This is a genomic window from Chitinophaga sp. H8, assembly GCF_040567655.1.
GTDB lineage: Bacteria > Bacteroidota > Bacteroidia > Chitinophagales > Chitinophagaceae > Chitinophaga > Chitinophaga defluvii.
Genome location: NZ_JBEXAC010000001.1, coordinates 3,281,773 through 3,299,889 on the forward strand (window position 1 = coordinate 3,281,773; position 18,117 = coordinate 3,299,889).

The window sequence follows — 18,117 nt, forward strand, 5'->3', positions numbered from 1 at the left end:
CCGGTTATTCGGCCCGTCCACAAAACACCTTATCCCTGCTAATTGTTCTCTCTTTTTTCACAAATAACAAATTATCCCTTTTCCCTATTTGATATATTGTATTTTTTTCCACAAATGCTATTGAATGGTTTTGTAAATGCCGCTTCCATTATTATCATGTTTAATCAAACCCCGGGCATATAAGATATCCACAGGCGGCTTAACAATTTGTTAATTTACCGTTAAAATTTGAACCTGATAATTTATCATCTTTGCGGCATAAATCAAATCTTACAGACCATGGGATTTCGAAAACTACGCTTTACTCTCTTTTTGTTATTCAGTTTTATTGTTTCTTATGCCCAAGTAACCACTTCCGGAATGAACGGAAGAATCGTAACTGCCAACAATGAGGCGTTGCCCGGAGCTACTGTGATGGCCATACACACACCTTCCGGTACCAAATACGGTACTACTACAGATGGGGAAGGCTTTTTCCGGATCCCCAATATGAATGTGGGGGGCCCGTACAAGGTAACTGTTTCTTATATCGGGTTCAATGAATTTACACAGAATGACATCTTTCTCTCCCTGGGACAGACCTTTAAGCTCAATACCAAGCTGACAGAGAAAGGCCGTGATATCCAGGAAATACAAGTCATTGGCCAGCGCAACAGCTTATTTGATCCCAACCGTAAAGGAGCGCAAACCACTTTAAGCCGGGCACAGATCGATGCATTGCCAACAGTAGGCCGCAACTATACCGACTTTGTAAGGTTATCCCCACAAGTGAGGCTGACCAAGGATGGTAGTGGTAATAACGGGATTTCCATTGCAGGTACCAACAGCCGATATAATGCCATATTTGTGGATGGCGCCGTTCAGAATGATGTGTTCGGGCTGGCCGATAATGGTGCCAATGGCGGCCAGATCGGGCTCTCCCCTTTCAGTGTGGACATTATTGATCAGTTTAATATTAATGTTTCCCCCTTTGATGTAAAACAGGGAGGCTTTGCAGGGGGGTCTGTGAACGCAGTAACCAGGAGCGGTACCAATGACATTGAAGGTTCTGCTTATTTATTTTTCCGTAATCAGAGCCTGGCCGGTAAAACACCTACCGATATCAAAGACCAGGAACGCAAAAAATTAAATGATTTTACCTCCAAAACCTATGGTGTGCGGGTAGGTGGCCCCATTATCAAGAACAAGCTTTTCTACTTTATTAATGCAGAATTTCAGAATGATAACACACCTCAGCCGTTTGACTATAAACAATATGCTACCGGTGTAGGTGCCAATGCTGCTACCCCAGAGGTGCTGAAACAGATTTCTGATAAATTAAACGGCTATGGATATGACCCAGGAGGATATGGTTCTGCATCCAACAGCCTGGAAGGCAGAAAATTATTTGTTCGCCTGGACTGGAATATCAACAATGTACATAAATTCACCATCCGTCATCAATATACCCATGGACGGAGCATCAGTCCAAAAGTATCTACTGCCAGGACGCTGAATTTTGCCAACGCGGGCACAGACTTCCCTTCTACTACCAATGCTACTACCGCTGAGTTAAAAAGCCTGTTTGGCAATAAAGCATCCAATTCCCTGCTGGTAGGTGTGAATATTGTACGGGATGACCGTAATCCGATAGGCGGCAAATTCCCGGCTGTATTTATTACCAACGAATCCATTGCCTTTGGAAGTGATGCCTTTTCAGCAGCTAATTTGCTGAAGCAGGACGTTATTACCTTAACAGATAACTTTGAACTGTATAAAGGCCGTCACACCTTCACCTTTGGTACCAGCAATGAGTACTATAATATGTTTAACATATTTATCCGTAATAACTACGGGTCCTATACTTTTGCTAATGCCAATGATTTCCTGACAGGTGCTGGTCCAACAAAATTTGACAGAACATTCTCGCTGGTAGACAACAAACAGGGAGATGATACCAAAGCAGCTGCCAGGCTGAAAGCACTTCAACTGGGGGTATATGCACAAGATGATTACCAGGTAAGCGACCGGTTTAAATTATCACTCGGTATCCGTGCTGACATGCCGATCTTCCTGGATGATCCCATGAAGAATGACGACTTCAACGATAATGTATTACCCAAAATCGTAGCTACCGGCTGGGATATCAAAGGAGCTAAAACAGGGGTAAAACCTGACAGTAAAATCCTGCTTTCTCCACGCGTGGCCTTTAACTGGGATGTAACCGGCGATCAGACTACCCAATTACGTGGTGGTGCAGGTATCTTTACCAGCCGCATCCCATTTGTATGGGTAGGTGGTATGTACAACAACAATGGCCTTACCGTGGGTGGATTGTCGTATGACAAATCAAGACCTGTAGGACCGAATAATCAGCCAGTAGCATTTGAACCGGCATGGGACAAACAACCAACTGCTGCTGCAGGCCCTTCCGGACAGATTGACTTGTTTGCCAAGAACTTTAAGTTCCCTCAGGTGTTCAGAACCAGCCTCGCTTTGGATCAGAAATTACCATGGGGTATCATTGGTACTTTAGAAGCTATCTATACCAAAACCATCAATAACGTCAACTACTTCAATCTCACATATGTAGAAAGTGGCAAGCATGTTACCGGCAACGGCGGCGATAACCGTCCTATCTGGCGGCCAATAGCAGGTGATACCATGAAAACATATACCAATGTGATGTATGCAGAAAATACCAGCAAAGGTTACACGTATAACATCACCGCACAGTTCCAGAAGAACTTTAACAATGGATTCAGTGCAATGGCATCTTATACTTACGGTCGTGCAAAAGGGTTGAATGATGGACAATCAGCACAAAACTCTTCCCAATGGCGTATGCCTAACGTAAGAGGTAAGAATGATATCGATTTTGGTTATTCTATTTATGATATGGGCTCCCGTGTTACGGCCTCTTTAACCTATAAAAAGGATTATGCTGGATTCCTTGCTACAACTGTTACCCTGTATTATACCGGCCAGGCAGGCGACCGGTTCTCTTACGGCTACAATGACAAACCAGCTTATCCTATCACCAACGATCTGGATAAAGGGTTGAACATTATGTACGTTCCCAGAGATGCCAGTGAAATTCACCTGGTGGATGTAAAAGACAAAAACGGGAATGTTACGCTTTCTAAAGAAGATCAATGGAAAAACCTGAACAGCTTTATTGAAAGCGATAGTTATCTGAGCAGCCGCAGGGGACAATATGCAGAAAGGAATGCTGTAAGAGCACCTTTCTCCAATATCTTTGACCTGCACCTTGCACAGGATTTTTACATCAAACAAAGGGATGGCAAAAGGCATACTCTCCAGCTTACTTTTGATGTATTTAACCTGGGGAATATGCTTAACAAAGATTGGGGACGCCTGTACACTGCCAGACTGGGGATGACTTACAACAACTATACACTGGTTGACTTCCAGGGCTTTGAAGCAGATGGTACTACTGCCAAATTTAACTATACCGGTCCGGCTACTAAAAACAAAACCGTGGCGCAGATAGATGATTTTGGTTTGCAGAGTGCCCGCTGGCAAGGACAAGTGGGAGTAAGATATATTTTCAGATAAACAGCAATTTTCTTATAAAAAACCGGGCCAATACTGGTCCGGTTTTTTTATGCCCGTAAATGAGCATTTGCTTACTTACCTACAAGTAAGTATATTTGAGCCGGCAAACAGTCAATAGTATGTCTGACACAAAAGAAAAGATTGTTGCACTGGCAGACCAGTTGGTGAGAACAAAGGGATATAATGCTTTCAGTTATAAGGATATTTCAGAGCCTTTATCCATAAAAAATGCTGCGATTCATTATCATTTCCCTGCCAAAGGAGATTTGGGTATAGGAGTAATAGAAAGAGAAATAAAAAAATTTAATACCAATACCAACAAATGGAAGCATTTACCGGAAGATGAGCAGCTAAACCATCTCTTTGAAGTATTTAACACCAGCAGCAAAAAAGGAGTGATCTGTTTAATGGGTTCGCTTACCCCGGATTATGATACCCTTCCGGAAGCCATGCAGGAGAAAGTACAGGAGATGGGCAACGGCATTTTAAACTGGCTGAGTAATTGTCTTGAAAACGGGCGCAGCAAGCATTTACTGCATTTTGAAGGAGCGGCCTATGACCGGGCACTGCTGGTAATTTCCAATCTGCAATCTTCCCTGTTATTATCCAGGGTATTAGGCCGGAAAACGTTTACCAGGATCAGTAACCAACTATTAAAAGATCTGCGTTAAAATTTCTACTCACTATTACTCAAATGCTATAAGTATGAAAAGAGTTGTAATTACAGGCATGGGCGCCCTTACACCAATAGGTAATGAAGTAACTGCCTTCTGGAACAACCTTATATCCGGCAAAAGTGGTGCAGCTACCATTACCCGGTTTGATGCCAGTTTATTCCGGACCAGATTTGCCTGCGAGCTGAAAGATTTTGATGTAAACAGTTTGTTGGATAAGGCCGATATCAGGAAAACAGATCCATTTACACAATATGCACTGGTAGTGGCCAATCAGGCAATAGCAGATGCGGGATTGGATTTCAGTACGATGAATCCCTTTGATACAGGGGTAATCTGGGGTTCCGGGCAAGGAGGCATGCAAACCTTTGAGGAGCAGGTCACCGAATATGTAACTGGTGGTAATAAACCGCGGTTCAGCCCCTATTTTGTGCCGAAACTCATTTCCAATATGGCGCCAGGTATGATCTCTATTCAACACCATTTGATGGGGATCAACTACACGACGGTTTCGGCCTGTGCTACCTCCAATACCGCCATGATGGATGCACTGAATTACATCCGCTGGGGAAAAGCCAAGGTGATCATTACCGGAGGATCTGAAGCTCCTGTCACACCGGCTTCCGTAGGTGGATTTTGTGCAATGAAAGCGATGTCTGTCAGAAATGAGGATCCCGCAGCTGCTTCCCGTCCCTTTGACGTAAACAGGGATGGATTTGTGATGGGTGAAGGCGCAGGCGCTTTAGTACTGGAAGAGTATGAGCATGCCAAAGCAAGAGGAGCCAGGATATATGCAGAAGTAGCAGGCGCAGCGATGACAGCAGATGCTTATCATATGACTGCCACCCATCCGGAAGGATTAGGGGCTTTGCAGGCCATGAAATTTGCACTAGAAGATGCGGGGTTGAATGCAGGCGATGTACACTACCTCAACGCCCATGCCACCTCTACACCTGTTGGGGACCTTAGTGAAACCACTGCCATTGCACGGCTTTTTGGTCAGGAAGCCACCCACCTGCATATTAGTGCTACCAAATCTATGACCGGACATTTACTGGGCGCAGCAGGAGCTATTGAAGCGATTGCCGCGGTGATGAGTATCCAAACCGGTATCATCCCTCCTACTATCAATACACAGGAACCTGACCCTGCTATTCCGGCAGGGCTACAGATTGTATTTAAGGATGCAATAGAGAAAAAAGTAGCCGTATCGATGAGCAATACTTTTGGCTTTGGTGGGCACAATGGCATTGTGGTATTTAAAGCGCTATCATAACCATTTCAGTAAAACATCCATTGCCTGCCCCCAGGTGGACACGTCATGCCTCCCTCCGGGTATTTCCAGGTAGGTAATGTCCTGTCCGTTTACATATCCTTTTTGTTCCAGTTCATGGATCAGCCCCTGCGTGTCATCAATACTGTCAATAATCCCGTTATTGTTGCGGTCGGCAGTTTCATCTTCCGTACCGCATTCAAAAAAAAATTTCAGGCCTGGCTGGAAAATCCCTTCTCTTATCTGCCGGTGCATGATACGGTCCGTATTTTCATTGTAGCCATTCCCCAATTCCCTGCTTCTCCACCAAAGCGCTCCTGAAAACACGCCAACATAATTAAACAAACCCGGATTATTCCACACAATATCCAAAGCGGACAATCCTCCCAGGGAAAAGCCCGCAAATGCAGTTGTTACAAACGTAATACCGCTGTACTGCTGCCGGATGAAGGGCAATAGTTGCTGTACAACAAACTGATTATACAATGCAGCGCTTCCTCCCTGCCCTTGGCTGTTCAGGAACCTTGCAGTACCATATTCCTGTTTTCGTTGTTTACCCGCGTAGATCCCCACTACCAACAATGCTTTACCGGCTGCATATAAGGGAGCCAGTAAGTCTGTCAAACCAACCGCTTCGAGGTCCTGTCCATCATTTACCAACAACAAACAAACATTTCCCGGTGTATGAGTTGCCGGATAATAACAATCTATGAGCACCTGCCGTTGCAATCCGGGTGAAAACAAGCTAAAACGATCTGTTACGACTTCTTCCATATCTGCAAATATACTTCATGCCCCGGAGCAGCGTAGCTGTATACCAGTTTTTCAATGCGGTGTTGTTAAACTTATGATAACCTTTACTTCCTGCAATGACGGTAGCGGGACTATGGAGTATTTTTTTTAAATTTATACAAACGAATTCCTGTGACTGAGAACTACTATAAATGGCATTCCCCACACCTGAACCGGGAATTTGAGATGCTGGTATTTGGAGATAGTGGCTATCCCCTGCTGCTGTTTCCTACTTCTATGGGACGTTATTACGAAAGTAAGGACTTTGGCCTGATAGATGCAGCAGGGTGGTTTGTTGACCAGGGGCTTGTACGGATTTATTGTCCGGACAGTGTGGATGCGAACAGCTGGTATAATAAAAATGTTCCTCCCGCAGAAAGAGCGTATAATCACCTTTGTTATGATCAGATGCTGGCCAATGAGTTGCTTCCCCGTATAACGGCAGAAACGGGGCACGAACGCATTGCCGTAGCAGGTTGTAGCTTTGGTGGCTATCATGCAGCCAATTTTGCCTTCCGGCATCCGGCGGTAGTATCTTATCTGTTTAGCCTGAGCGGTATATTTGATATTGCCCAACGGGTAGATCATCAGTTTGACGATAACGTATATTTCAATAATCCGGTTTCCTTTCTGCCCGACAATGAAGATGAGGACCTCTGGCGGATGGGCATTGTACTGGGCACAGCAGACCACGATGTAACCAGGGGGCAGAATGAGCAGTTATCGGGTATACTTGGTGCTAAAAAGATATCGCACTGGCTGGATGTCCGCCCTAACAGGGTGCATGACTGGCCCGTCTGGAAGGAAATGCTGCCGCATTATCTCTCGCTTATCAAAGCTTAATTTATACTTGTACTGATCTATATAAACCACCTTAAAACCGAGCCAGCTGCTATGAAAAAGATAGGTATTCTCTTTGGTCAGGAAAACACTTTCCCACAGGCATTCGTAGACCGTATAAACCGTAAAAACGAGCCAGGGATTATGGCTGAATTTGTTACCATTGATAAGGTAATGCAGGGTGCTGATTCGGGCTATGCTGTGATACTGGACCGCATCTCCCAGGATGTACCCTTTTATCGTGCCTACCTGAAAAATGCTGCCATCGGTGGTACCGCTGTTATCAACAATCCTTTCTGGTGGAGCGCTGATGACAAGTTTTTTAATAATGCAGTGGCCTTGAAAACTGGCGTAGCTGTTCCCAAAACGGTATTGGTGCCTTCCCGCAATCTTCCGGAAAACACCTCGGATCAATCTTTCCGCAATCTGTTGTATCCGTTTGACTGGGATACCATATTTGCGTACACGGGTTTTCCGGCATATATGAAGCCCTTTGCCGGCGGAGGATGGAAAAATGTTTACCAGGTAGAGAACCGGGAAGACTTCTTCAACAAACATGCGGAAACAGATCAGCTGGTTATGATGCTGCAGGAAGAAATTGTATTTGAAGAATACTATCGTTGCTACTGTATAGGCGGCAGGCATGTACGTATCATGCCATATGATCCACGCCATCCGCATCATTTACGTTATCAGGCCTCCTTTCCCGGGGAACCGGCGTTATTGGACACCATTACGGCACAGGTGATTGCCCTGAATGAGTATCTGGGCTATGATTTTAATACCGTAGAGATGGCCGTAAAAGAGGGTATTCCCTATGCCATCGACTTTTGCAACCCTGCACCAGATGCAGATCTCCATTCTGTAGGAGCAGACAATTTTGAGTGGGTAGTAGAAACGACTGCCAGTTATGCCATTGCAAGAGCCAAAGCGCATCAGCCGGGAGCAGATAATCTTACCTGGGGCAGATTTGTACAAGAGGGTATATTAGCTAATGGAACAAGTACACCGCTCAAAAAGAAAAAGGCTGCTGCCAAAAAAGCAACCACAGCAAAAAAAGCAGCTGACACCAGCAAAAAGAAAACGACAACAGATAAAAAGACTAAAACAACAACTGCTGCCACTACCAAAAAAAGCAGCAGTAAAAATAAATAGCTACCTGCCTTATTGGCAACCAACGCAGGCAGGTCATCAAAATACCATATGCAACACCTTTAATGCAGGTATTTCCTTTAATTAGCAGTTTATTTGCATCCGATTTAAAAAGTTAGCGCAATAACCAAATATATGTTTACCGCATTTACGCTCGGCATAGAAGAAGAATACATGGTGCTGGATCCCACTACCCGGGAGCTGAAATCACATGAGCAAAAGATAGTGGAGCAGGCCCATAAAGTGATTAAAGACCAGGTAAAAGCAGAGTTCCATCAGGCAGTAGTGGAAGTAGGCACCCAAATCTGCGCCAACATTAGTGAGGCACGGGAAGATGTAGCACTGCTGCGCAGGACTATTGCACAAATTGCCGGTGATCTTGGCTTTAGCATAGGCGCCTCCGGTACCCATCCTTTTTCCAAATGGGAAAAACAGCTGATTACTGACCATCCGAGGTACTTTGAAATAGTAAATGAGATGCAGGATGCAGCACGATCCAACCTGATATTTGGTTTGCATGTGCACGTGGGTATGGAAAACCGGGAAATGGCACTTCATATCGCCAACTCTGCCCGCTACTTTTTACCACATATTTTTGCGCTTAGTACCAACTCCCCTTTCTGGGAGGGGCGTAATACCGGTTTTAAATCATTCCGTACCAAGGTGTTTGATAAATTCCCCCGTACCGGTATACCTGATTATTTTGCCAGTATTGAAGAATATGATAATTACATCAAACTACTGGTAAAAACCAACTGTATCGATAATGCCAAGAAGGTATGGTGGGATTTACGGGTACATCCTTTTTTCAATACTGTTGAGTTTCGCGTTTGTGATATTCCACTTACCGTAGAGGAGACCATTACCGTAGCCGGCCTTTTCCAGGCAGTATGTGCCAAGATATATAAACTGCGCATGCAAAACCTCAACTTCATTATTTACAACAGGGCCCTGATTAATGAAAATAAATGGCGGGCCTCCCGCTATGGTATTGATGGGCACCTGATCGATTTTGGTAAGGAAATAGAAGTAAATACACGCGCACTTATATACGAACTACTGGATTTTGTTGATGATGTAGTAGATGAGCTCGACAGTCGTCCTGTTATTCAAAACACTATACACCTGCTTGAAAATGGTACCGGAGCCGACAGGCAACTTCAGGTATATGCTGAAACAGGAGATATGGTAGCCGTTACTGATTTTATTCAATCGCAGTTCCTGGTTTAGCCAATTTGCCCTATGCCCGTACCACATTATCTGCTGCCAACGCTCAATTTATTACCTTTGCAGTATGCAACCCATAAAGAATAACTGGAAAGTAGCTGTACTGGATATGTATGAAGGGGCGCCCAATGAGGGCATGCGCTGTATACGGGAGCTGTTGAATGACTACGCTGCTACACATGGATTAAATTTACAATTTCACGAATATGAAGTGCGGTTACAGCAGCAGGTACCAGATTTGTCTTACGATATTTATATTTCCACCGGCGGGCCGGGCAGCCCTGTAGCCAGTGAAGGAAGTGCCTGGGAAGCAGCCTACTTTTCGCTGATAGAGGAATTATTGGCCTGGAACCGTACGAATAGGGTCAAAAAACCGGCCATCTTCATTTGCCATTCCTTTCAGCTGATGTGCCGTTATTTTAAACTGGGCAATGTATGCCGGCGTAAATCCCCCGCATTTGGGGTATTTCCGGTACATAAAACAGTAGCCGGGATGCATGAACCAGTATTCAATGCCTTGCCTGATCCGTTTTATATTGTTGATAGCCGCAACTGGCAGGTAATAGAATTGAATAAAAGTAACATGCAGGCTATGGGCGCACAACTGCTGGCCATTGAAAAAGAACGGCCGCATGTTCCGCTGGAAAGAGCAACCATGGCCATCCGTTTCAATGAACACTTTATTGGCACACAATTTCATCCGGAAGCTGATGCCAGTGGTATGCATAAGTACTTGCTCCAGGAAGAAAAAAGGAAACAGGTTACTGCCAGCTATGGTGAAGAGAAATATGAAAGTATGCTGGAACAGCTAATGGATCCTGACAAGATCCGGCTTACACATGATCGGTTTGTCACAACCTTCCTCGACCAGGCTATTTTTGGATTAGTGACTGCCTCACATGCGGTGGCTGCCGGATTTGAGCAGCCGGAGGGCTTTGATCCGCAGGAAGGGTATGAAGATAATGACAACGAGCAATCATTTTTCTAATTAAAGACAGGCCCTTATGCCACCTGTCCGATTATCATTGTTTCAAATATGATCCCTGCAATAAGAGCTGCATATAATCAACAATTTACCGCTGCCAGGTATGAGGCGTTTTTAAATGGCCTGGCGCAGGATGCGGCAGATATCCCTGCATTCCGTGTAGCTGAAACACCTGTATTTGTACCCAGGGCATTAACCACCAAACTGGTACAGGCCTGTGAAGAGATTGTAAATGTTATCCTGCGGCCCGACTTCAAAACGATTACCCAGGATGCGATTCCTCCTGCCCTGAAAGTAGCGCATGAAAATGAGCATCCACACTTTATTATTATTGATTTTGCCGTTTGTTATAATGAACAGGGAGAATTGGTACCTCAGCTGATTGAATTACAGGGATTTCCAACCATGTTTGCATTCCAGGATGTGATGGCAAGGCAATTCAGGGAACATTTTAATATTCCGGAAGGCGTAAGTAACTTTTTCAACAACTTTAATTCTGCCTCTTATTTTGAATTTTTGCAGGAATTGATTGTAGGGCCTTATGCGCCTGAAGAAGTAGTACTGCTGGAAGTAAACCCTGAAGCGCAGAAAACCAGGGTGGATTTTTACAGCACGGAAAAATACATTGGCATTAAAACGATCTGCATCACGGATCTTTTACAGGATGGTAAAAAACTGTATTATACCCGGAAGGGTCGTCAAATACCTATTAAGCGTATATACAACCGGGTGATATTTGACGATCTGGAAAAACAGCAAGCCCGGTTAAGCGGACATGTAAACCTTTTTCAGGAGCTGGAGGTAGAATGGATCACCCACCCCAACTGGTTTTACCGTATCAGTAAATATACCCTGCCTTTTATTCACAGTGAATATGTTCCTAAAAGCTGGTTCCTGCACCAGCTGCCGGTAATACCTGCTGATCTGGAAAACTATGTACTCAAGCCGTTGTTTTCCTTTGCCGGCCAGGGGGTGAAAATAGATGTAACCCCTGCTGATATTGACGTCATAGATGATCCTCAAAACTGGATACTTCAGCATAAAGTACACTATGCCCCTGCTATTGAAACTCCCAACGGACCAGCAAAATGTGAAATACGGATGATGTATGCCTGGCCGGACAACTCGCCGCGCCCTATACTGGTGCATAATCTGGCACGGATCAGCAAGGGAAAAATGATAGGTGTGAGCTTCAATGACAAACAGGACTGGGTAGGTGGCAGCTGTTGTTTCTTTGAACAATAACCAGGTATCAATAGTGGTATTTGACCATTTATAAAACAATCCTTTACAGATGAAACGCACCAATCTTTCCTCCGGAGCTATTTGGGAAAACAAAGTTGGATATTCCCGTGCTGTACGTATTGGCAATGTCATTGAGGTATCCGGCACTGTATCAGCAGATGGCGACAAAATAATAGGCGAAGGGAATGCCTATGAGCAAACAAAGTACATCCTGGCAAAAATTGAAGCTGCCCTTGTCACCGCCGGGGCATCGCTGCATGATGTGATCCGTACCCGTATGTTTGTAACGGATATTTCCCGGTGGGAGGAAATAGGCCGGGCCCATGGTGAGTTTTTTATGAGTATAAAGCCGGCCACCTCCATGTTGCAGGTAAGCCAGCTGATAGATCCGCGTTACCTGATAGAAATTGAGGCTACGGCGATCGTACACGAAAGAACAGCCTCTCATTAATCCTGAAAGGCATGCAGACAGGCAGTAAATCCGCAGAAAGCAGATCCTAAGCATATTAAATAGTTATCTGATAAAAACAAAAGAGACCGTCCGCTTACAGACAGTCTCTTGCATATGCTTTTATCGACGGATTATCAGGCACTATACAGCTCCTGCCATTTCAACATACCACCGGTCAGGTTTTTAACATTTGTAAAGCCCATTGTTTCCAGTAACATGCAGGCTTGTCCGCTGCGATTTCCGCTACGGCAATAAACGATCACTTCCTGATCCTTCAGTTCTTCCAGCTCATCTACCTGCATGGCCTGTATATGTCCCAATGGCACCAAGGTACCGCCTATATTGAACTCCGCACGTTCATGTGGTTCTCTTACATCCACAATATGCAATGCTTCGCCTGCATCAATACGTTGCTTCAGTTCTTCTGGTGTAATGTTTTGCATAATTATCAAAATTTTAGATTTCTTAAAGAGCTTGTTTACATAAGACCTCCTTATTCAGGAGTTACTATTACACTATCTTTTACCGGCTTAACAGGTACCAGCCACAGGTCCACACTCTCTCCGGCACGCACCAGGTTCAGGTCGCCCATCTCATTTTTACGGGCAGGGATTTGCCTTGATATATAAGCATTCAAGGTATCACTTACCCCCGGATCGATTAATACTGTCCCCAGATTAAGATTACTCGCACTCAATGCTTCCCTGGCTTCTGCATAGGTAAGCCCTACTAAATTAGGCACCGGGTTCTCTATACTACCAGTGCCACTACTCAGCACCAGCGAAATACTGCTTCCTTCCGGTACGTTTTTACCAGGTTTAATTGGCTTTCCATTCAGTAATTGCTGCAAAACGGTATTTGTTGCAAAATCCGGTTTGTAAATAGTATCCCCCACATTGAGGCGACGGCTGTGCAAGGTCATTTCTGCACTGCGGAAAGTGAGGCCTTCCAGGTCGGGCATCAATACCATGGGAGGAATGACTTTATTTACCGTAAGATAAATAGTGCGGTTTACCTTCACTTCTGATCCTTTCTCCGGGGTTTGTTCCCAAACAGCGAGTGCAGGAATGGTATCAATATAAATAGAATCCCGGACATCCGCTTCAAAGCCAGCTTTCTCCAGTATCATCATCGCCTCATTTACACTTTTACCCCGTACATCCGGTACTGTTAATGTTTGTCCATGTTTGGTAATAGCACCTAACAGGGAAAAGAAAATGATTGCCAGCACAAAGAAAAATACAATGACTGCCAGCACGTTAAACCAAAATGGACGCTTGGTAATTGCTTCAAACACGATAATGAAATTAAGTTATAAAGTAGGGAACCCGGAATGTGGCTATTTGTTTTGCAAACAGTTTTCTACCAGTTCTCCATAAAAATCCTGTAATGTTTTGCCTGCCGCCCTTACCTGTTGGGGCACCAGGCTGTTTTCTGATTGGCCAGGCATTGTATTGGCTTCCAGGAAGAATAATTTACCAGTGGCCTCTTCCCAGATAAAGTCAATCCTTACAATCCCCCTGCAATTCAGCAAACGATACAGGCGGGAAGCCGTATGCTGTACCAGCTGTGTTACCTCTTCCCCTACCTGGGCCGGTGTAATTTCATTAGAAACACCCGGTGTATATTTCGCTTCATAGTCAAAAAACTCTTTACTGCTTACCACTTCAGTAATTGGCAATACGGTTAGTACCCCATTTACCTCATATAATCCTATGGTAAGTTCCCGGCCTTTGATAAACTCTTCAATCAGCACCTGTGTATCTTCTTTAAAGGCCTTTTCAATGGCAGGCTGTAGCGCAGCGGCTTCATTTACCTTGGACATCCCTATACTGCTGCCGCCTTCCGCAGGTTTTACAAATACCGGCAAACGCAACTGTTGCAAGATTTGTGCCGCATCATAGGGCTGATTGCTGAACACATGCATTGATTTAGAGACGTTTACCACATTTAATGCTGCTACAATTTTATTGCAATAGCTTTTATTGAAGGTAATAGCCGAGGTCACCATACCACAGCTGGTGAACGGTATATTCAGCATTTCGAAATATCCCTGCAAACGGCCATCTTCGCCAGGTGTACCATGAATACCTATAAAAACCGCATCAAATTTTACCTTAGCCCCATCGATCGTTAGTGTAAAGTCATTTTTATCCACCGGATATACTTTGCCATCTGTAGTGGTGTGAAGCCAGTTTTCCCGGGTAACAATTATTTTATAAACATTGTACCTGTTGCTATCAAGGTTGGTTTCAATTACAGCCGCACTTTGCACAGAGATCACATATTCACCGGAATATCCACCGGCTACCAAAGCTATATTTTTCTTCATAGTTGTTTTTACGATAAGTGCGGGTAAAGTTAAATGTTATTTGGTAATTGTCAACTTACCATAAAGGTATCCCGATACCAGGGGGATACTGGCCTTTCCCAGGGATTTATCAATGCCGGGATGGCCCATAAAAAGAAAAACCAGCCTGGCGGGGCTGGTTTTTGAAGTATATTAGCATGGTTACCAATGCTATTACAGGTGTAATTTTTCTTTTTTGGCCATCAGTTCATCCACTGTTTCCTGGTACATTTCATCCGGAACGCAGCAATCAACCGGGCAAACAGCCGCACATTGTGGCTCTTCATGGAAGCCCTGGCACTCTGTACATTTATTGGGTACAATATAATAAGCATCCACGCTGATAGGAGCGTTACGTTGGTCGGCATCAATAGCGCTGCCATCCATCAGGGTATAGGAACCTTTGACGGTAGTTCCATCTGCCATTGCCCACTCTACACCTCCTTCATAAATGGCATTGTTTGGGCACTCTGGTTCACAAGCGCCACAATTAATACATTCGTCTGTTATCTTAATTGCCATAGTGTAAACTTTTTGTTTAAGTAGTAAGCCATTAATTTTGTACGACAAAAATAAAATATCTCAGTTTAATAAAGTCATTTATTTATACAGATTCATGAACAGATCAGAAAAAGAAGCAGCCCTGGTGCGCCTGGGACAGTACCTGGCAAGCAGCAATCCCGCACTGGAAGCGGTAAAAGCGCAGGCTTTCCAGCATAATGGGTGGTTTATTCCGGCATTTATTAACAAGTCGCTGGACAATATTTGCCAACATTACCTGAGCCCGGCCGCCTTACACCAGTGGCTGGAGCAGTATCCTGCAGCCGCTCCGGCTGCCCCCAAAACCATTGGCATTGTAACAGCCGGTAATATTCCGCTGGTAGGCTTCCATGATTGGCTATGCGGATTTGTAAGCGGGCACCAGGTAAAGTTAAAACTGTCTGGCAAGGATGAAATACTGATGAAACACATCCTGGGAGAAATGAGTAGCTGGTATCCTGAAATAGCCGGACAAACAGTAGTAATGGACATTTTAAAGGACTGTGATGCCTATATTGCTACCGGCAGCAACAATTCTGCCCGGTATTTCCACTACTATTTTGCCAAATATCCGCATATTATCCGGCGTAACCGGACTTCTATCGCAGTACTGACAGGGCAGGAATCCCGTGATGAGCTGCTGGCCCTGGCCAATGACGTGATGCTCTATTTTGGGCTGGGATGCAGAAATGTGACCAAGATACTTGTTCCCGCCGGATATGACTTTACGCCATTGCTGGACGCATTGAAGCATTACGACTACCTGATGGATTTCCATAAGTACAAAAATAACTATGATTATAACCTGGCCTTGCTGCTGTTGAACAGCAGTACCTACCTCACGAACGGCAGCATTCTGCTACGAGAGGAAGAAAGTCTTTTCTCTCCTATCAGTGTACTACACTATGGTTATTATGAAGATGCCGCAGCACTTCAAAAACAATTAACCGGCAATGAAGATCTGCAATGTGTGGTGGGGCAGCAATACATTCCGCTGGGACAGGCACAGCAGCCTTCCCTCACGGATTATGCAGATGGCGTGGACACGCTTCAGTTTATGCTGTCTTTATAATCGCATACTTTCATTATAAACCACGGTTTGCAGCCATAACAAAGCGCTGTAAGCCGTGGTTTGTAGTTTTGACCGGAACAAAATGTCGCGAAAATTGTTATAATGGCATAGCGATGATGATAGTTTGGCAGCCACGAACGGGCGGCCTTAAGAAGTTCTTAACGAATACCTGCCCTCACTTTAACTATTGATTTAAAAATGTGTTAAAGTCACCTCTGCCCACATCCTTTCATTAAACTGCTGCGTTAAATTTGTATCAAAGGCATGTAAATTGATGGTAAAACACCGATACAATTCAAGTCACAATTTTAAACACTCTATCATATGAAATTTCGACAAATAGCTGCAACCGTTCTTATTAGTGCGGCCACTGCCATTGCCAGCGTATTTGTGTACAGCAAGTACATGCAGCCCCGGCAAGCTGGTCAGTTTCAAAATGGATCGAACGATATCCCCGTTAACTATGCAAGGTACACGGGCGCTATGCCGGGTACGGATACCCGTGCAAATGCGGTTCCCCCCAGCGATTTTACTACCGCCGCCAAAACAGCCGTGCCTGGTGTGGTACATATAAAAACAAAAATCAATCCCCGTCAGGTATCTAATGGTAATGGTCTTCAAAGAAAAAGGAGCATTCTCCAGGATCTTTTCGGAGATGAATTTTTCGGTGATGAGTTCCAGGGCGATGGCGGCGGAAGAAGATATTATATTCCCGGCCAGATGGCTTCCGGCTCCGGTGTAGTAATTTCTGATGATGGTTACATCGTAACCAATAATCACGTAGTAGATGATGCGGATGAAATCTCCGTTACCCTTAACAGTAACAGGACCTATAAGGCTAAAGTAATAGGGACAGACCCTAATACGGACCTGGCAGTCATTAAAATAGACGCTAAAGGCCTCCCTTACCTGTTGTACGGTAACTCAGACAATGTAGATATTGGCCAGTGGGTATTGGCGGTAGGTTATCCATTAAACCTGGAAGCCACTGTAACAGCAGGTATTGTGAGTGCCAAAGCCCGTGCCATTGGCATCAACACCCGTCAGCGCAGAACTGCGATCGAATCATTCATTCAAACAGATGCCGCAGTAAACCAGGGAAATAGTGGTGGCGCCCTTATCAATACAGCCGGTGAGCTGATTGGTATTAACTCTGCCATTGCCTCTCCTACCGGTGCTTATGCAGGTTATTCCTATGCGATACCAGTAAATCTCGTCAAGAAAGTAGTAAATGACCTGATGAAGTATGGCAATGTACAACGGGCTTACTTAGGTATCAGCTATGCTGATCCTGCCAGTTATACAGATGAAGACCTGAAACAACAAGGTATTACCAGAGATATGGCCGGTGTGATTGTTTCTGATGTTACACCTGCCGGTGCTGCACAAGCTGCCGGTGTACGTAAAGGGGATGTAATTACCAAAGTAAATGGTGTAGTCACTTCTTCTTTCCCGGAAATGTCTGAACAGATAGGCAGATACAAACCAGGTGACAAAATCACGATCAGCTACCTGAGAAATTCAAAAGAATATACTGTGGATGCGGTTTTAAAGAATCTGGAAGGTAATACGGATATTGTAAAAGGCACGGTACTGGACAAGCTGGGCGCTGACCTGATCTCCCTGAAACAGGAAGATGCTGCCAGACTGGGAGCCAAAGGTGGTGTACTCGTAAATAGTATCAACAGCGGTTTGCTGAAAAGACAAACTACGATGAAACCTGGGTTCATTATTCTCAAGGCAGGTAATACTACAGTTACCTCCATAGCAGACCTCCGGAAAGTACTGGAAAGTCAGAAAAATGTGCAGTTGCTGGGCATTTATAACGGGCAGAGCGGTATGTACTACTATAACCTGAATATGGCAGGTGGAGAAGAATTCTAGTCAAAACGTTTTTTCATATAGGTTTTATAGGTTAGGAAAAGAAAATCCCCGGCATTGCGCCGGGGATTTTCTTT

General features: G+C 44.6%; 16 protein-coding genes. 11 read left to right on the top strand and 5 right to left on the bottom strand.

Features of this window, described 5'->3' with window-relative positions; all coding sequences use genetic code 11:
* Positions 1–360 precede the first annotated feature (360 nt).
* From ABR189_RS12495 to fabF, 3 genes are all read left to right on the top strand, one after another.
* Positions 361–3,558: a TonB-dependent receptor gene (locus tag ABR189_RS12495; RefSeq protein WP_354660833.1), complete on the top strand. Its 3,198-nt coding sequence runs from the start codon at positions 361–363 to the stop codon at positions 3,556–3,558.
* A gap of 119 nt (positions 3,559–3,677) precedes the next feature.
* Positions 3,678–4,229, top strand: a complete 552-nt coding sequence (locus ABR189_RS12500; RefSeq protein ID WP_354660834.1) for a TetR/AcrR family transcriptional regulator — start codon at positions 3,678–3,680, stop codon at positions 4,227–4,229.
* Between the two features lie 34 nt (positions 4,230–4,263).
* Positions 4,264–5,508 carry a beta-ketoacyl-ACP synthase II gene (gene fabF / locus ABR189_RS12505; RefSeq protein WP_354660835.1) on the top strand — a complete coding sequence of 415 codons (1,245 nt, stop codon included), beginning with the start codon at positions 4,264–4,266 and terminating at the stop codon, positions 5,506–5,508.
* Here the strand turns inward: fabF and ABR189_RS12510 are convergent.
* The gene (locus ABR189_RS12510) at positions 5,503–6,279 is read right to left on the bottom strand and encodes an alpha/beta hydrolase (protein ID WP_354660836.1); all 777 of its coding nucleotides are present in this window, start codon (positions 6,277–6,279) and stop codon (positions 5,503–5,505) included. The genes fabF and ABR189_RS12510 overlap by 6 nt on opposite strands.
* Before the next feature lie 150 nt (positions 6,280–6,429).
* On the opposite strand from ABR189_RS12510, the gene ABR189_RS12515 reads away from it, so the two are divergent.
* From ABR189_RS12515 to ABR189_RS12540, 6 genes are all read left to right on the top strand, one after another.
* Positions 6,430–7,140: an esterase family protein gene (locus tag ABR189_RS12515; RefSeq protein WP_354660837.1), complete on the top strand. Its 711-nt coding sequence runs from the start codon at positions 6,430–6,432 to the stop codon at positions 7,138–7,140.
* A gap of 51 nt (positions 7,141–7,191) precedes the next feature.
* The gene (locus tag ABR189_RS12520; RefSeq protein WP_354660838.1) at positions 7,192–8,292 is read left to right on the top strand and encodes an ATP-grasp domain-containing protein; all 1,101 of its coding nucleotides are present in this window, start codon (positions 7,192–7,194) and stop codon (positions 8,290–8,292) included.
* A gap of 132 nt (positions 8,293–8,424) precedes the next feature.
* Positions 8,425–9,519, top strand: a complete 1,095-nt coding sequence (locus tag ABR189_RS12525; protein WP_354660839.1) for a carboxylate-amine ligase — start codon at positions 8,425–8,427, stop codon at positions 9,517–9,519.
* Positions 9,520–9,583: 64 nt separating this feature from the next.
* Positions 9,584–10,504, top strand: a complete 921-nt coding sequence (locus ABR189_RS12530; protein WP_354660840.1) for a type 1 glutamine amidotransferase — start codon at positions 9,584–9,586, stop codon at positions 10,502–10,504.
* Positions 10,505–10,552: 48 nt separating this feature from the next.
* Entirely contained in the window at positions 10,553–11,746 is a 1,194-nt protein-coding gene (locus ABR189_RS12535) for a hypothetical protein (protein ID WP_354660841.1), read from the top strand.
* A 49-nt stretch (positions 11,747–11,795) separates the two neighbouring features.
* A complete protein-coding gene (locus ABR189_RS12540) occupies positions 11,796–12,197 on the top strand; it encodes a RidA family protein (RefSeq protein WP_354660842.1) in 402 nt (133 codons plus the stop codon).
* Positions 12,198–12,331: 134 nt separating this feature from the next.
* Here the strand turns inward: ABR189_RS12540 and ABR189_RS12545 are convergent, their stop codons facing one another.
* The 4 genes from ABR189_RS12545 to ABR189_RS12560 all read right to left on the bottom strand — a co-directional run bounded on the left by ABR189_RS12545 (position 12,332) and on the right by ABR189_RS12560 (position 15,069).
* Positions 12,332–12,640, bottom strand: a complete 309-nt coding sequence (locus ABR189_RS12545) for a rhodanese-like domain-containing protein (RefSeq protein WP_354660843.1) — start codon at positions 12,638–12,640, stop codon at positions 12,332–12,334.
* 50 nt (positions 12,641–12,690) lie between these two features.
* Positions 12,691–13,494 (bottom strand): PASTA domain-containing protein, encoded by an 804-nt coding sequence (locus tag ABR189_RS12550; protein WP_354660844.1) that lies wholly within the window; start codon positions 13,492–13,494, stop codon positions 12,691–12,693.
* A 42-nt stretch (positions 13,495–13,536) separates the two neighbouring features.
* Entirely contained in the window at positions 13,537–14,529 is a 993-nt protein-coding gene (locus ABR189_RS12555) for a D-alanine--D-alanine ligase (RefSeq protein WP_354660845.1), read from the bottom strand.
* 192 nt (positions 14,530–14,721) lie between these two features.
* On the bottom strand, positions 14,722–15,069 hold the full coding sequence (locus ABR189_RS12560) for a 4Fe-4S dicluster domain-containing protein (RefSeq protein WP_354660846.1): 348 nt from the start codon (positions 15,067–15,069) through the stop codon (positions 14,722–14,724).
* 94 nt (positions 15,070–15,163) lie between these two features.
* Here ABR189_RS12560 and ABR189_RS12565 point away from each other — a divergent pair, with 94 nt between their 5' ends.
* Both ABR189_RS12565 and ABR189_RS12570 read left to right on the top strand, forming a co-directional pair.
* Positions 15,164–16,159: an acyl-CoA reductase gene (locus ABR189_RS12565; RefSeq protein ID WP_354660847.1), complete on the top strand. Its 996-nt coding sequence runs from the start codon at positions 15,164–15,166 to the stop codon at positions 16,157–16,159.
* A 324-nt stretch (positions 16,160–16,483) separates the two neighbouring features.
* Positions 16,484–18,043 (top strand): trypsin-like peptidase domain-containing protein, encoded by a 1,560-nt coding sequence (locus ABR189_RS12570; RefSeq protein ID WP_354660848.1) that lies wholly within the window; start codon positions 16,484–16,486, stop codon positions 18,041–18,043.
* Positions 18,044–18,117: the final 74 nt, after the last annotated feature.

Coding starts and splice junctions, on each gene's coding strand:
- ABR189_RS12555 (WP_354660845.1), bottom strand. CDS start 14,529: ATGAAGAAAAATATAGCTTTGGTAGCCGGTGGATATTCCGGTGAATAT.
- ABR189_RS12495 (WP_354660833.1), top strand. CDS start 361: ATGAACGGAAGAATCGTAACTGCCAACAATGAGGCGTTGCCCGGAGCT.
- ABR189_RS12520 (WP_354660838.1), top strand. CDS start 7,192: ATGAAAAAGATAGGTATTCTCTTTGGTCAGGAAAACACTTTCCCACAG.
- ABR189_RS12545 (WP_354660843.1), bottom strand. CDS start 12,640: ATGCAAAACATTACACCAGAAGAACTGAAGCAACGTATTGATGCAGGC.
- ABR189_RS12570 (WP_354660848.1), top strand. CDS start 16,484: ATGAAATTTCGACAAATAGCTGCAACCGTTCTTATTAGTGCGGCCACT.
- ABR189_RS12535 (WP_354660841.1), top strand. CDS start 10,553: ATGATCCCTGCAATAAGAGCTGCATATAATCAACAATTTACCGCTGCC.
- fabF (WP_354660835.1), top strand. CDS start 4,264: ATGAAAAGAGTTGTAATTACAGGCATGGGCGCCCTTACACCAATAGGT.
- ABR189_RS12510 (WP_354660836.1), bottom strand. CDS start 6,279: ATGGAAGAAGTCGTAACAGATCGTTTTAGCTTGTTTTCACCCGGATTG.
- ABR189_RS12500 (WP_354660834.1), top strand. CDS start 3,678: ATGTCTGACACAAAAGAAAAGATTGTTGCACTGGCAGACCAGTTGGTG.
- ABR189_RS12565 (WP_354660847.1), top strand. CDS start 15,164: ATGAACAGATCAGAAAAAGAAGCAGCCCTGGTGCGCCTGGGACAGTAC.
- ABR189_RS12540 (WP_354660842.1), top strand. CDS start 11,796: ATGAAACGCACCAATCTTTCCTCCGGAGCTATTTGGGAAAACAAAGTT.
- ABR189_RS12530 (WP_354660840.1), top strand. CDS start 9,584: ATGCAACCCATAAAGAATAACTGGAAAGTAGCTGTACTGGATATGTAT.
- ABR189_RS12525 (WP_354660839.1), top strand. CDS start 8,425: ATGTTTACCGCATTTACGCTCGGCATAGAAGAAGAATACATGGTGCTG.
- ABR189_RS12560 (WP_354660846.1), bottom strand. CDS start 15,069: ATGGCAATTAAGATAACAGACGAATGTATTAATTGTGGCGCTTGTGAA.